Source organism: Nonomuraea sp. GTA35 (assembly GCF_041950525.1).
Classification (GTDB): Bacteria; Actinomycetota; Actinomycetes; order Streptosporangiales; family Streptosporangiaceae; genus Nonomuraea.
In genome coordinates, this window is the sequence record NZ_JBGNUV010000007.1 from 148,537 (window position 1) to 161,779 (window position 13,243).

12 protein-coding genes are annotated in these 13,243 nt (G+C 69.9%); 4 read left to right on the forward strand and 8 right to left on the reverse strand.

The genetic code is table 11. The features are described from left to right. The first annotated feature begins 61 nt into the window (after nucleotides 1-61). Both ACBJ32_RS30060 and ACBJ32_RS30065 read left to right on the forward strand, forming a co-directional pair. Nucleotides 62-946, forward strand: coding sequence for a CPBP family intramembrane glutamic endopeptidase (locus ACBJ32_RS30060; RefSeq protein ID WP_375129539.1), 885 nt, complete (start codon nucleotides 62-64; stop codon nucleotides 944-946). Beyond that, nucleotides 943-1,977, forward strand: a complete 1,035-nt coding sequence (locus tag ACBJ32_RS30065) for a glycosyltransferase family 2 protein (protein ID WP_375129540.1) — start codon at nucleotides 943-945, stop codon at nucleotides 1,975-1,977. Before ACBJ32_RS30060 ends, ACBJ32_RS30065 begins: the two co-directional genes overlap by 4 nt. Nucleotides 1,978-2,007: 30 nt before the next feature. Here ACBJ32_RS30065 and ACBJ32_RS30070 read toward each other — a convergent pair whose 3' ends face one another. Then, on the reverse strand, nucleotides 2,008-2,673 hold the full coding sequence (locus ACBJ32_RS30070; protein WP_375129541.1) for a GPP34 family phosphoprotein: 666 nt from the start codon (nucleotides 2,671-2,673) through the stop codon (nucleotides 2,008-2,010). Nucleotides 2,674-3,046: 373 nt separating this feature from the next. On the opposite strand from ACBJ32_RS30070, the gene ACBJ32_RS30075 reads away from it, so the two are divergent. Further along, nucleotides 3,047-4,195, forward strand: coding sequence for a hypothetical protein (locus ACBJ32_RS30075; protein WP_375129542.1), 1,149 nt, complete (start codon nucleotides 3,047-3,049; stop codon nucleotides 4,193-4,195). A gap of 475 nt (nucleotides 4,196-4,670) precedes the next feature. Here ACBJ32_RS30075 and ACBJ32_RS30080 read toward each other — a convergent pair whose 3' ends face one another. Both ACBJ32_RS30080 and ACBJ32_RS30085 read right to left on the reverse strand, forming a co-directional pair. Further along, the gene (locus ACBJ32_RS30080; RefSeq protein ID WP_375129543.1) at nucleotides 4,671-5,975 is read right to left on the reverse strand and encodes an RIP metalloprotease; all 1,305 of its coding nucleotides are present in this window, start codon (nucleotides 5,973-5,975) and stop codon (nucleotides 4,671-4,673) included. Nucleotides 5,976-6,250: 275 nt separating this feature from the next. Then, nucleotides 6,251-7,192, reverse strand: a complete 942-nt coding sequence (locus ACBJ32_RS30085; protein WP_375129544.1) for an AraC family transcriptional regulator — start codon at nucleotides 7,190-7,192, stop codon at nucleotides 6,251-6,253. Nucleotides 7,193-7,266: 74 nt separating this feature from the next. On the opposite strand from ACBJ32_RS30085, the gene ACBJ32_RS30090 reads away from it, so the two are divergent. Continuing rightward, nucleotides 7,267-8,109 (forward strand): NAD(P)H-binding protein, encoded by an 843-nt coding sequence (locus ACBJ32_RS30090; protein ID WP_375129545.1) that lies wholly within the window; start codon nucleotides 7,267-7,269, stop codon nucleotides 8,107-8,109. Nucleotides 8,110-8,363: 254 nt separating this feature from the next. Here ACBJ32_RS30090 and ACBJ32_RS30095 read toward each other — a convergent pair whose 3' ends face one another. From ACBJ32_RS30095 to ACBJ32_RS30115, 5 genes are all read right to left on the reverse strand, one after another. Next, the gene (locus tag ACBJ32_RS30095) at nucleotides 8,364-9,083 is read right to left on the reverse strand and encodes a class I SAM-dependent methyltransferase (protein ID WP_375129546.1); all 720 of its coding nucleotides are present in this window, start codon (nucleotides 9,081-9,083) and stop codon (nucleotides 8,364-8,366) included. Between the two features lie 182 nt (nucleotides 9,084-9,265). Then, on the reverse strand, nucleotides 9,266-9,763 hold the full coding sequence (locus ACBJ32_RS30100; protein ID WP_375129547.1) for a pyridoxamine 5'-phosphate oxidase family protein: 498 nt from the start codon (nucleotides 9,761-9,763) through the stop codon (nucleotides 9,266-9,268). A 221-nt stretch (nucleotides 9,764-9,984) separates the two neighbouring features. After that, nucleotides 9,985-10,827: an alpha/beta hydrolase gene (locus ACBJ32_RS30105; protein WP_375129548.1), complete on the reverse strand. Its 843-nt coding sequence runs from the start codon at nucleotides 10,825-10,827 to the stop codon at nucleotides 9,985-9,987. A gap of 509 nt (nucleotides 10,828-11,336) precedes the next feature. Further along, nucleotides 11,337-12,089, reverse strand: a complete 753-nt coding sequence (locus ACBJ32_RS30110; protein WP_375129549.1) for a DUF4389 domain-containing protein — start codon at nucleotides 12,087-12,089, stop codon at nucleotides 11,337-11,339. A 233-nt stretch (nucleotides 12,090-12,322) separates the two neighbouring features. Further along, entirely contained in the window at nucleotides 12,323-12,865 is a 543-nt protein-coding gene (locus tag ACBJ32_RS30115; RefSeq protein ID WP_375129550.1) for a DUF5994 family protein, read from the reverse strand. Nucleotides 12,866-13,243: the final 378 nt, after the last annotated feature.

Sequence of the window (13,243 nt, forward strand, 5' to 3'; positions counted from 1 at the left end):
CGGCCGCTTCCACGGGCCGGTTTCCCCTGTTCAAGCCGGAGATGACCGAGGAACATGACAGATGTCACACGGGACCGGTGACGACGGCGACTACGGCCCGCCGGCCGCGTGGACGAGGCTGGCAGCAGCGGACGTCTACCATTGTTCGATGTACGGCTGGTGCTCGGCTCCTGCATCGTCCGGCGCCAGCCGTACTTCCCGGGCCGAGGCCCCCAGGGAGGTCAGCAGGATGCCGATGCCATCCCCCGTCGTCTGGTCATGGGTGCTCGCGGGCGGCCTGATCAGCTATCTCGCCGTCGTCGCGCCGCTGCTCGGCCGCCGCTCCTATGAACGGCTGGAGAAGGGCATCACCCCGCTCTCGCGCGGTCTCGCCCTGAGCATCGTGGAGCTGTGGGCGCTGGCCGCCGTCGCCCTCCTGGTGGTGGGGCTGTCGCCGTCCCTGGATCTGGCGGGCGTGGGCATCAGGCAGCCCGACGACCCCAGCCTCACCTACGGCATCGCGGTCGCGCTGCCCGTCGCGATGGTGCCGATGGTGTTCTTCATGCGCTGGCTGGTCCGGAACGGCGGGAAGGTTCCGGGGTCCGGCGCCTACTCCGCCCTGCTGCCGCGCACGCCTGGGCAGCGGTGGCTGGCCGGCGGGGTCGCGGTCTCCGCGGGCATCTGCGAGGAGCTGATCTACCGGGGGCTGTTCATCGCCCTGGGGCTGGCGCTCGGGCTCAGCCCGCTGGCCGCGGCGGCCGTGGCGGTGGCGGTGTTCATGCTCGGGCACCTCTACCAGGGCCTGTCGGGAGCGCTGCTGTCGCTGCTGGCCGGGATCGCGTTCACCGGGCTCTACCTGCGTACCGGCAGCCTGATCGCGCCGATCGTGGTGCACGTCCTGGTCGACCTCAGGTCCCTGGTGTTCACGCCGCAGCCCCAGGCGCAGCCCGCGCGGGTGGAGTCGTGAGGTTCTCGGTCATCTGCCCCACCTACAACCGCGGGCCGACCATCGCGGCCACCGTCGAATCGGTGATGGCGCAGTCGCTGCGGGACTGGGAGCTGCTGGTCGTCTCCGATGCGAGCGACGACGACACCGACGAGGTGGTCGCCAGATTCGCCCGCGCGGACGAGCGGGTCAGGTTCATCAGGACCCATCGCCACGGGCACCCCTCGGGGCCGAGGAACATCGGGCTCGCCGAGGCCCGCGGCGAATACGTCGCCTACCTCGACCACGACGACCGATGGGCGCCGGAGCACCTGGCGGTCCTGGCGCGGGCGCTGGAGGGCGAGCGGTTCGCCGCCACCGGGGCGACGCGGGTGGACGCCGCGGGCAACGTGCTGCACGTGACTCCCCCGCTGACGCTCTGCTGGCACCCAGAGCTCCAGGTCATGAACGCGATCTTCCAGCCCTCGCAGGTCGCGCACGTCGCGGGGCTGGCCGAGTCGGTGGGCGGCTGGCGTACGAGCGAGAGCGGGCTGGAGGACTGGGACCTGTGGTTGCGCCTGACCGACGCGGGCGTACGGTGCCGCACCGCGGCCCAACCCACCGTGATCGAACTGGTCGACCCGTCCACCAGGCAGAGCCGGGTGACCGCCCGGCACGGGTGGGAGGTGGCCAGGTTCCCCGACGGGCGGGCGGCGCGGGCCGCGTACCGGTCGCTCAAGGACACCCGCCGGGTGGCCGCCGCGCGCTCGGCCCTGGAGAGCGACCTGCGGGCCTGGTACGCCGCCCTGGTGGAGAGCGGACTGATGGTCATCCCGCGAGGCTGGCGGGCGGACGCGCAGGAGGTGGACCGGGCGCTGCGCGAGGCGGTGGCCGCCGCGCCGATCGGCGGCCGCGAGCTCTGGCCGGACCTGGCGATCGTCCCCCGCGAGGATCACGTCGCGCTGGTGCACCTGATCTCCTGCGTCACGCAGGAGCACGCGGACCGCATCGGCACGCTGAACCGCCGGATCATGCGACACCAGCTGGAGATGTACGCCGACGTCCTGACCTAGCCGGCCCCTGCTCGCCTCCGGCGTCCTGGCCTAGCTGTCGCTCGCCGCGATGATGTTGCCCATCCCCATGGTGGTGCTGACCCGCACCGCCGTGTGGATGGCGTGCATGATCTGGGTGATGGCCTCGCTGACCGCCGGGCCGGTCCACTGCCCTTCGGTGATCTCCACAACCCGTTCACGGCGGGCGTCGGGGAACAACTTCTGGCCGAGCCCGCACGCTCCCACCAGCGTGACCAGCACGCTCACCCGCTCATCGGGCGCCGCCCCGTCGAGGACGTCACACACCCGGCGACGGATCTCCCGCTCCACCCCCGGGTCGCGTTCCGGATATTTCGTGGTACGGAACAGGCCGAGGACCTTGCCGTGCTCCTCGCTGAGCACGCCGCGCTCGGCCAGCCGCTTCAGCAGGTTCCAGCGTCGCGTGGGGTTGGTCAGCCGGTCGAGCCAGAATCTGGTCTCGCGCGGCTTGGACGCCGCGATGTCGCGGAGCACCTTGTCGAGCTCGTCGTCACCGGTGGGCGTCGGGTCGAGGACCTCCAGGCGGCCCTCGACGTAGCGGAAGCGGCCGGCGAGCGTCAGCTCGGCGAGGACGGCGGCGGTCAGGGTCACGTCCACCGCGGCCTCACTGATGTTCGGCCTGCCGGTCTCCTCGTCGTGGGAGAGAAGCAGCAGTTCCTCTGCGATCGTGATGTCCACGCTGAAACCCTACGCCGCACCGCTCACGCCTGCCCGCCTTCCGCGCTCTTGTGCCACTTGAGGTTGCGCCGCCCGATCTGCTCGGGGCAGACGGTGCCGTGGAACCGGCCGACGCGTCCGGCCAGGCGTTCCTGTCGCGGGGCGGTGATGTCAGGAGGGCGGCGAGAAGGCCCGGTCCCCTCGGGCGCGAATCTTGCTCTGGTGAGAGCCGAGCTGGCGTTCGGCGAGGCGGCGACCGGGCGCCTGCGGTTCCCGGCTCCGGCCAGGCCATGACGAAGGGTTACTTTCTTGTGACCGTGAGTACGAATACTTGCCCAGAGTGATGGGTTGGTTGCTGTTAGCTTTTACTCCTCTCCACGAGAAGGGTCAGCTCATGCGGAGAATCATCCGTTCCACGGCGGTGGGGTCGGCCCTGGCCACCCTCCTCACACTCACCCTGCCCGCCGGGGCCGCCCATGCCGCTCCCCCACCCGTCACGAACGGGGCCCCACCCGCCATCGCGCTCAACCACAACAACGAGGGTGGGGCGCAGCGCCTGGAGGTCTTCGTCGTCGACGAGGCCGGGATCGCCCAGCACAGCTGGAACTGGGACGACGACGACTTTCATCACTGGAGCACCTGGGAACCACTCGGGACCGCGCGTTTCACCGGCGGCCTCGCCGCGGTACGCCGCGCGGACGGCAGTCTGGAGGTGTTCGGCCGCTCCACCGACGGGTTCCTTCTGCACAACCGGCGGGCGTGCATCGCTCCCTGGGAGTGGTGCGGCTGGGAAAGGCTGCGTGATGCCCAGGTGATCGACTCGCCCGCGGTCGCGCTCAACGCGAGCGGGGTACCGGAGGTGTTCGTCCACGGGCTGGACCACCGGCTGTTCCACACCGTGGCCACGGGTACCGGCCGTGAGGACTGGGCAGACTGGACCCCTGTGGGAGGTCCGGCGCCGATGCGCGGCAGCCCCACGGTGACTCGTGCCCGCAACGGCCTGGACGTGTTCATCGAGGGAACGGACCGGCACGTCTACAACACCTTCGGCACGGGGAGCGGCTACCCCCCGTTCAGGCGGACAGGACGGATCGAGGGGCAGTTCCACGACGGACGGCTGGGCGCCACCTGGCACACCGTACGAGATCTGCGGCTGCCGGTGGTGATGACCGCCGGCGGTCTCGGCGGGCTGATGGCGCGACAAGTGCGTCCGGGCACGTTCGAGCCCTGGCAGGGCACCTTCGGCAACTTGCGGGTCGAAAGCGTCACCGGCGCCGGCGACCCCCGCGACGGGGCCGCGGTGATGTACGCCCGGTTCACCGATCTCACCCTGCGACGACAGCGGATCACGGACCACTTCGTGGGCGGCTGGGATGCGATCGGGCCGCCGAGGGATCTCGGCAAGTTCAGCGCACCGCCGGCTGTCTTCGCGCTTCCCTCCGGCAGGCACTGCGTGTTCGGGCGGGGTCTGAACGGCACGCTGTTCTACACCTGTGAAACCACGACGAGGCAACGAGACTGGTTGCCCTGGCGGCCGCTCTAAGGGGGGTCCGGCAACTCAGGGTCCCTGGCCCGGCAGTCCGTACTGTACGCGGTCACCGCGAAGCATTGTCCGCGGCGGTGAAGGGGGTACCGAACGATTTCCCCGCCCCGGAACCTGGGTCTCGCGACGATCGATCGGCCGGCACGGACACCCGTCCGTTGCCCGACGTCCCCGGCGGAGGGTCATGTGAGTGTGAGGTTCTGGCACGGGACGGGGTCGGCGTCCTGCTGCTCCTATCGGCTCGGCCGCCACGGGCGGCGGTCCCGTCGCCAGGCGAAGGAGCACGGCGAATCGTCCTGCCGTACTGGCACCTTCCTGGTGGCCGGAGATCGCGCACGCCAGGAGAAGACATGCAAGGCCCTCACCTGTGCCGATGGCATTGTCGGCAGGCGCGTGTCGCTCTCGTCCCGTCCGGGAGCGATCGCGGTCGGGTACGTTCCGCGCATGCGGCCGGCGAACATCACGAACCGGCCCGTCAGTTCGTCAGCGTGAGCGGGTTGACCAGGTCGGCGTAGACGAGCAGGACCGCCATGATCATCATCACCAGCGCCGCCGCGTACGTCAGCGGCAGCACCTTGGCGATGTCGACGTACTGGGGCTTCGGCCGCCGCATGACCTTGGCGTAGGCCCGCTTGAGCCCCTCCCAGAGGCTGCCCGCGATGTGCCCGCCGTCGAGCGGCAGCAACGGGATCAGGTTGAACACGCCGATCGCCAGGTTGAAACCGGCCAGCAGGCTGACGAAGGTGGCGATCTTCTCCTCGTCGGACAGGTCGGAGGCCAGGATCTCGCCGCCCAAGCGGCCCGCGCCGACCATGCCCACCGGGCCCTCGGGATCGCGCTCCTCGCCCGAGAAGGCCGCGTGCCAGACGCCGACCATCTTCTCCGGCAGGTTGAAGATCGAGCCCGCCACTCTGGACGTCTGCTCGCCCATGTAGCCGATCACCTGGTCGATGCTCTGCTGCTCCATCACCCTGGTGGGCCGCACGCCGAGGAAGCCGACATTCTTGTCGATCTTCTCGGGGTCCTCGAGGTTGGGCCGGTCCTGGGCGATGAGCGTGACGGCGAGCGTCATCGGCTTGCCGTCGCGCATGATGCCGAGCTTGACCGGGCCGGGGCCGTGGGAGCGGATCAGGCGGATGGCGTTGTCCCAGGAGCCGATCGTGGCGCCGTTGAAGGAGACCATGTGGTCGCCCGGCTTGAGGCCCGCCTGCGCGGCCGGGGTGAGCTGGTCGCCGGGCTCGCAGGTGGCGCGCTTCTCGGAAACGGGGATCAGGCACGTGTCGGTGGCGGCCGAGACGATCGGGGCATCGGCGGGCAGGCCGATGCCGACCAGCAGGATGGCGGAGAAGACGAACGCCAGCACGAAGTTCATCAGCGGCCCGCCGGACATGATGATGGCCTTCTGCCACCACTTCTTGCGGTAGAAGACGCGGCCCTCGTCGCCCGGCCGTACCTCTTCCATCGCGGCGTCGCGGGCCGACTCGATCAGCCCCTGGAAAGGTCCTGTCGCCGTGCTCCTGACCCTGGCGGGATCCTCTCCGGGGCGCGGCGGCAACATGCCGATCATGCGGATGTAGCCGCCGAACGGGATCCACTTGATGCCGTACTCGGTCTCGCCCTTGCGCCGCGACCACGCCGTGGGGCCGAAGCCCACCATGTACTGGGTCACCCTGACGCCGAAGAGCTTGGCCGGCACCAGATGGCCGAGCTCGTGCAGCGCGATGGAGACCATCAGGCCGAGGAGGAAGAGGATGATCCCCACGACGTAGAGCCAGTTCATCTAGGCGCGCTCCTCGGCAGATGACAAGGGACAGAAGTGAAGGACGAGACGAAAGGTGCGGCGTTCCAATGTAGTCACTCGCCACACCACAAGAAGGCCAGACCATCCGTCCTGAATGCTTTTGGCAGACCGCGGCTGACCTTCCATCCGGCGCAGGGAACCACGGCAGCAGCTGCTTCGGCGCCGTCGACGCCGACCCCACTGCGCAGTAGCTTGCCGCGCGGGTCTGGCAGGCGGCTCGTTCGCGGACGTGGCCCTGCCGGTCGGCCAGGTCGCTACCGTGAGGAACGGATCAGGTCGCTGGGCGGCATGCCGCGCACCCTCTTGAAGGCGTTGCTGAAGGCGAACCCGTCGGCGTACCCGACTCTTCTGGCCACGGCGGCGACGGTGCTGCCGGGCGCGCGGAGGAGGTCGGCGGCGATGGCCATCCGCCACTCTGTGAGGTAGACCAGGGGCGGCTGTCCGACGAGCGCGGCGAAGCGGCGGGCGAACACCGCCCGCGACATCCCCACCTCCGCGCCCAGGGCCGCGACCGTCCACGGGCGGGCCGGGTGTTCGTGCATCAGGCGCAACGCCTGCCCGATCCTCGGGTCGGCCAGGGCCCGGTAGCCGGGCGGAGCTTCGACGTCGGGCCGCGCGAACCACGACCGCAGGGCCCGGACCAGCAGCAGATCCAGTAGCCGGTCGAGGATGACCTGCTGGCCCGGCTCCTCGCGGCCGATCTCGGCGGCCAGCAGGTCCAGCAGCGGCGCGAACTCCGGCTCCGACGGGATGACGGCCACCTCCGGCAGCGCCTTGAGCAGACGCTCGGACACGTCGCCGCGCAGCGGGTACTCGGCGGTGACGAACAGGTCGGAGCCGTCGGGGCTGAATCCGTACGTGCGCGGTCCCAGCACGAGATTGTCCACGGCTGTCGCCGGGCCGCCGGCCGTCGTCCAGCAGTTCTCCGCGCCGTCGATCACCACCTGGGGCTCGGTGTCCGGGCGATCGGCCACGGTGAACGGCCGCAGGCCGCGTACCAGCACGACGCCCCGCTCCCGGACCGGGACGGGCTCGAGGCCGGCGCGCACGATCCAGGACTCGCCGCGAAGCATCGCGCCCAGCGCCAGCGGGGCGGGATCGCTGAACCGCACAGCCCAGGGCGGCGCGGCGACCGACTGGCAGAAGACCGCACCGTGCGCTCGGACGCCCGCGAGATAGTCCTCCAGCACATCCATGATGAGACGATCTCACATGCGTACAAGATGGATGGCCATGGATCGTCTCCCGCGCCACCTGATGTGCTGGCTCCATGTCCGTCTCACCCATTCTCGTGCTCGGCGCCCGGGGCAAGACCGGCCGCCGTGTCGTCGCCCGGCTCGACCGGCTCGGCCACCCCCTCCGTGCGGCCTCCCGTTCCGGCAGGCCCAGATTCGACTTCGCCGACCGTGACACCTGGGAACCGGCCCTGGCCGGCGCCGGCGCGATCTACCTCATCCCGATGAACGAGTCCGTCATGGCGGCCACCGTCGGAGAGTTCCTCGCGGCTGCGGAGCAGTCCGGTGTCCGCCGGGTGGTGCTGTTGTCGGCACGCGGCGTGGCCGGTGCGGCGTGCCCGTTTCAGGAGCCGGTCGAGCTTGCCCTGCGCGCGACGGACCTGGAGTGGACGATCCTGCGGCCGGCCTGGTTCGCGCAGAACTTCGGCGAGGACCTGTTCCTGGAGCCGATCCTGTCGGGGGAACTGGCGCTGCCGGCCGGCGAGGGCCGGGAGGCGTTCGTGGACGCCGACGACATCGCCGACGTCGCGACCGCGGCGCTCACCCAGGACGGCCACGCGGGCGAGATCTATGAGCTGTCCGGCCCAGAACCGCTGTCGTTCCGCACCGCCGTCGAGCTGATCGCCCAGGCCACCGGACGGCGCATCCGCTACACGCCGCTGGAGACCTCCCGGTTCACCGCCGCGCTGGCGGCTCAGGGGGTGCCGGCCGAGGCGGCCGAACTGGTGGCCGAGCTTCTGGGCCGGATCCGCGACGGCGCCGGCGAACGCATCGGCGACGGCGTACGATGCGCGCTCGGACGCGACCCGCGGCCCTTCACCGACTACGTCAAGACGACCGCCGCGGCTGGAGCCTGGAACCACTCATCACCGATGTAGTTTCCGATCTTGCGAAGCGTCCTTCTCAGAACGCCGTCCGCGCTGGGTTCCGCGACACGAATCGCTGCGGAACGCAGGGTGCGCACGCCTGTCCCAGCGTGCCGGGCCGGCGGCAGCCCGCAGGTGGCCATCAGCCCATGGAAGCGATGGGTGGCATGACTCGGCTGTACCGCTGCCCAAGCTGATGAGCGTGCCCGTGATCGCGGTACCGAGCGTCATGGGCCTTCCGCGGCCCCGGTGTGAAGGTGATCCGTTCAGGTACGGGCTGGACGTCGCTCGCGGGTAGCTAGCCAGCCGGCCGGCGACGGCGGTACCTCGGCGACGAAGCACATGAAACTGATTCCGGAGAACGGCTCCGGGGCGTCCGGGGCGGTCTTCGGCTCGCTGATGACAGCAAGGCGGAAGCCCGCGCCGGTGAAGGCATCGGTCATCGCGTGCAACGGCCGCCGCCAGAAGGTCAGCGGGAAGGACTTCCCGTTGAACGTCCACAGGTCGGTGTAGCTGGTGGTCGCGCGATAGCTGGGCCGAGGATCCTCGGTCAGCCAGTCCACGAACGGGTGGTTCACCGACGCGATCAGCCGGCCCCCGGGCCTGAGGACTCGCCGCATCTCGGCCAGGGTCGGTCCCCAGTCCTCCAGGTAGTGCAGCACCAGTGACGCGACTACGTCATCGAACGTACCATCGGCGAACGGCAGCGGATCGCGCACGTCGACCACCCGCAGATCCGCGTCCTCGCCGAGCCGCCGCCTGGCCACCGCCAGCATTCCGGCGCTGGAGTCGATGCCGGTGACGACGGCGCCGCGCTCGCGCAGTGCGGCGGTCAGGGGGCCCGAGCCGCAGCCGGCGTCCAGGATCCGGCGGCCGGTCACGTCGCCGGCGAGGGCTATCATCGCAGGCCGCTCGATGTACGCGTTGAGGAGGCTGCTCTCGTTCTCCGCCGAGTACTCCTCGGCGAAGCTGTCGTAGTCGTTCACCGGGATCGCCGGATCAAGAGGCTGGGTGGCGGGCGTGATCCAGGCAGGGCGCTGCACGCCGCCGGAACTCTCGGGCACGTCGGTAGCGTGTTCCATCATCGCAGCCTAGCGATCTGTCGTCGCGCCAGGGGAGGTTTCGTGTTATGTCTCCCGAGGCGCGCCTTCGGGGTGATCGCCTCCGCTCAGGGGAGGTCCAACGCTGTGCCGTACAAGCGGGAGACCTTGATTTTGATCACCACGCGCTGTTCGCGGGCCTGCTGCTCCAGGAAGGCGGCGGTATCCGGCTGGTCGCCCGCGAAGGCCAGGAGTTCGTCGGCGTCGCCGGACACCTCGGCCTCGCCCTCGGCCACGGCGAACGACCAGACGTCGGGTCCCTGCACGTGCAGGGAGACGTGCGGGTTGTTGCGCACTTGGCGTGCCTTGAGCCGGCCGGCCGTCGTGGAGATCCTGACGATCCGCCCGGCCGGGTCCCATCGGTAGAGGACCGTGGACATGGCGGGGTGGCCGCTGCGTTTGACCGTCGCCAGCACGCCGAACTGCTGTGCGTCGAGCAGCTTCAGCAGTTCCTCCTCGCTCAGCGACCGAGGGGCCGGGCCCGACTGGTTCTCGTCCATGTTCTCCCCCATCAGGCGGCACGTCGTGAAGAGGGCGCCGCCGCTGGACATGCAATCTGTCAGCAAGGACCGTAGCAGATAGTTCCGTTGCAGACAATCAGAAGTGGGGTGCGCGGTAGGCGGCGAGACAGGCCGCACGGTCTCGATTGCTTCGGTGTGGACCATGAGCGGGAGCTCGGGTACGCCTCGGGCGGACGGCCGTCAGGGATCGTCCGTGACACCGCCGCCAGGCGGTCCCGACGGCGGTGCTGCGCAAGGCGGCCGGGCCGACCGACGGGGCGATGCGCCTACCGTGTGTCGCCGCGGTCGCTTCTGGGGTGTCTCGTGATGTACCGCACGGCCCAGTGCAGGACGTGGTCGGCGACGCGTTCCCATTGGGGAGCGCCGAGGGCGAAGTGCGGCATGCGGGCGAACTCGTGGTAGTCGGTGACCGCGCGGGACTTGTGATAGCGCTGGTAGGTCTGCCGTACCAGGGTGGCGGGGACGGCGTGATCGGCGCCGCCGGCGATCAGGAGCAGCGGGGCGCGCGTGTCGTTGTGCACGTCGACTCCGGTGGCGGGGTGCCGTTGCAGGTTGGCCATGGCGGCCTGGAACAGCGGCCGGCCAGGGGCGGGGACGTGGTAGCGCTGGTAGATTCGCTCGGACTCCTGCGCGGTCAGGGTGTTGGTGAACGCGTAGTGGAACTGTTTGGCGCTCAGCGCCACGGTGCGGGAGCGGTTGCCGGGGTTGGACAGGACCGGGAAGGCCGAGCGCAGGCTGCTGAGCGGCAGCCTCAGCACGCCCTTGATCGGGGTGGGGTGGATCGCGACGCCGGCGGCGCCGAGGCCGCGGTCCAGCAGGATCTGGGTGATCAGACCGCCGAAGGAGTGGCCGACGATGATGGGGGGCCTGTCCTGCTCCCGGACGATCTTCTCGTAGAAGTCGGCCACCTCGGTGACGCCCCGGCCGTTCATGACTTCGGGGTTCTTGCGCAGGGCTTCGACCTCGATCTCCATGCCGGGCCAGGCCGGGGCGGACACCTGGTGACCGAGCCCGGCGTAGCGCTCGATCCAGTGCTCCCAGGCGCGCGGGGTCAGCCACAGCCCATGAATGAGGACGATGGGGGGCTTGGTCTGGGTGGGCTCGGTCATGGGGTCTCTCCTGTGAAGTCATCGATCAGGCGGCCGGCAGCCAGGAGGTTGGGTTCCGGGCTGTCCCCTTCAGCGCACAGGAGTGCACGGCCGGAGGAAACGGGCAATTCATACGCAGGTCATCTCCAGAGCTGATAACCGGCGCCTTCGGTGCAGAGACCGGCCCGGCATCGTGTTCCCAGGAGCACGAGCCACACCGGTCGTGAGCACCTGACCGTTGGGGGGCGGCGGGTTCGACGCCGCCGAAGGCCACGGCTGCGTTCACCGCTACACCGGATGATCGGCCCAGCGCCTGTCACCCTGAATCGGGCGTCGCGGGTCGGCCGACGGGGTGGCCGCGCAGCCGGCCGCACGGTCGTCGACGGCCCACCGCCCGTCGCCCGCTTGAGGCACGGCGTCGGGGCCGTCCTTCAGCCACTGCGCGTTGGCCGCGTGATCGGGTCGCCCATCGGCCTCATTCGGCTGGGCGGGGTTCTCTGCGGCTTGAACCTCGGTGTTGCGAGCACTGCTCATGCCGTGTCTCGCGAGCGTGCGGCAGGCTCGCTGCTCGGGGCGGCGGCGCCTGCGGGGTCGTCTCCGCCGAGATCGAGACGGAAGGGCGGATATCGGTCGGTCATCAGGGCCGCGTAGCCGGCGACCCGTAGCCCCCAGCGGTTCAGGCCGAGGACGAGGTCGAACAGAGGCCGGGGATACCGGCCGGTGATGGTGAGCGTGAGCCCGGCGATCAGGACGAGCAGTGCGACCAGACCGCCGCCGCCCCAGCTCCATGCCTCGCCACTGGCCTGCCACCCGATCCAGGCGCTCCCGCTGAACAGGATCCCGACGATCACGAGGTGCGGGACGGCCAGGAGCCACTTCACCAGGACGAGGCCGCGGTGCAGTCGCACCGGGTACTCGAGGTTCAGTCCGGCCGGGTAGCTGGGGATCTCCCGCAGCGCGAACGGCGGGTAGCGGTCGGTGCCGAGCGCGTTGTAGGCGTAGTAGCCCACGCGCCAACTCCAGCGGAGCACACCGACGTTGAAGTCGAAGATCGACCGCGGATACCGGCCGGTGATCACGATCGCGACCAGCGCTACAAGGCTGAGCAGGCAGAAGGCGATCCACAGCGGGATCAGGATCAACACGTGTGGCGCGATCAGCAGCCATTTCATCAGCCATAACCAGCGTGACAGAGGGTGGTCCTGTCGGGCGTGCACCTGGATCGGGTACGGCCGGACCGCGGGCGTGGGGGCTCGCGTGACGAACGGGGTCGTCGAACTCATGATCGTTCCTCTCTTGTGGAGGATCGCAGGAAGGAAGAGGTGGCGCGGCCTCTGCCTGGGCGCCAGATGGTGCTGAACCTCTTGGGCATGGCGTTGTTACGGCTGCGAGGGCCGGGCGAGCAGACCTGCTCGTCCTCCGCGCGGATGCGCGCGCCCACGCATCCACGCGGAAAGCCTCCGAACCGTGCACATCGGAAGTCCGTGGCCGCCGGGATCGGCGGCTCGGCATGGGGCTAGACGGTGGCGGGCCGTACGGGCACGGGATCGGTGACGCGGCCGCCCTCGTTCTCCCAGGAGGCTGAACCGTCCCGGCCAGGTGAGCCCTCCTCCGGGGCCGCAGGGTGGAGGATGTCGGCGGGACGGACGCCGACCGTGCCCGCGGCGGCGAGCGCGAGCGCGGCCATGGCGGGGCCGGCCGCAGTGCGGGGCGGGATGACCAGCAGGGTGATGGGCACGGTTCCCGCGATGCTCAGGGTGATCAGGTGCGGGTCGGCGCTGCGGAACCAGCCCACTCTGACCTGGCGACCCCGGGCCGGGATGCGGCGCGGAAGGTGATCCCAGGCGTCCACATGCACGCCCACACGCAGGACAGCCCTGTCAAGCCGCTGGTCGACGGCGGAGATGAGGGCGGGCAGTTCGGCGGCGGCATCGCGGGTGCGCGGCCACCACGCCCCGTCGACCGTGCCTCGCCGGTCGAGGACGGCGTTCAGGCTGAGCCTGGGCGCGGACTGGGCCACGAGAACCGGGCTGGACGGGGGAAGAAGTGTCGTCATCATGGTTGCCTGGCCTGTCGGGCCCCTCATCACGGGGCCGGAAGTGGTCTATCGCCGCGGGCGACGCCAACCCGAATGCCAACGCTCGAAATGTCCTCGGTATTTTCTATTCTACCTCGTTTGGCGAGACAAAGACATCGTGCCGGCACCAAGGAAATCAGCAGACAAATCGGCGTTGTCATCGGTCGCGGTGATAATCAGATCGGTGATTTCCTGTGTCCTGCTCTCGCCAGGAAGAGCAGCCTGGACCGGGCCGCGCTGCGTCCGAGAGCAGTCGAAGCGCCGTGAGCCCGACAAGGAAGATCAGGTCCAGAATGCGGGCCGTTCAGGGTCGGCTCATGCTCTGCTTCGGCCGCGCCATCGGAAACCAGCACCTGAAGT